1 protein-coding gene is annotated in these 1,043 nt (G+C 51.3%); it reads right to left on the reverse strand.

The window, feature by feature from the left end; translation table 11 throughout:
* The coding region (locus QN379_RS23400; protein WP_369124733.1) for a phospholipase D-like domain-containing protein at positions 1-1,043 on the reverse strand (1,043 nt) is incomplete at both ends.

A 1,043-nucleotide genomic window follows, 5' to 3' on the forward strand; every position in this document is an offset into this window, starting at 1 on the left:
TGTCGCCTCCGCCCAGTTTGACAATCGGGCCCTTGAAGGTCTCGTCCAACATGTCTTTAACAAGTTTGGCACGGCTAGTATTGGAATTTTTCTTGCCCGTCTCTCCCTGTATGGCAGACACTTTAGAGGATTCAGGCACAGGGTCCCAGTTCCGTTTGGCCTTGTCCCATGCGGTCACAAAATTCCGGTTCAGGCAATGCAGCGCTTTACCCTTCACCCGAATCGCGTAGTCACGGAATGGTTTAAGTCCGAGCCCAGGATTGCGCTTATCCGCTCCGCCTTCGCGTTGATGCCCGCGTCGCTCATCGTTATAAAGGTGCGCAGGCGTATCCCAATAGTCGGTGGTGGAATTGAGTCCCATCACGTAGCCGACCGCTTCCTCTCGCAGTTCGACATCAATCAGAATCGGCTTTTGGTGATGCGTTGCTACGCGGTTCAGGCCTAACACTTCAATATCCGTAAACCCTGGCGTTTCTCCGTTCAGACTCGCCGTTATCGCTCCAGCGTCAGCTGAGCGATAACGCACATGCAAATTGGGAATACGCCCCGCCATCGCATCGTCCCACCAGTCTTCACAAAATTTGGCACGTTCATAGTTGGGATCTTTCTTATCGGCCCGCCCCCATTTAGGATGGCCGTAAAGATTGCTTGCCATACGACCAACACCACCGACCATTCCATCGGCGTACCATACCAACAAACGCACCGTCACGCCGCTACCGGCTCTCTCACGCAATAAATCGCCGTAAGTGGTACTACGCGGCCAATCCTTTGCGTTGCGATCTGTCACTTCCATACCGGGATCAAAACCCCAGCAGATCAAATCAATGCTTTTTATAGCCGCGTTGATATCTTTAACAATGTGGGGAAATGCTTCTGATGCGCAGATATAAAAATCGAGGTGATTGTCGACCGAAATCGGATGCCGACCAACACCATTACGATTCTCCAATAACCATTGCCGACTCATGGTAGCCCGACAGTTGACTTCATCAACATGGGTCGTTTCAGTAAAAAATAGGTCTTTGATATTCGGTGGCATG

Source organism: Glaciimonas sp. Gout2, from assembly GCF_035018905.1.
In the GTDB taxonomy this organism is placed as follows: domain Bacteria; phylum Pseudomonadota; class Gammaproteobacteria; order Burkholderiales; family Burkholderiaceae_D; genus Glaciimonas.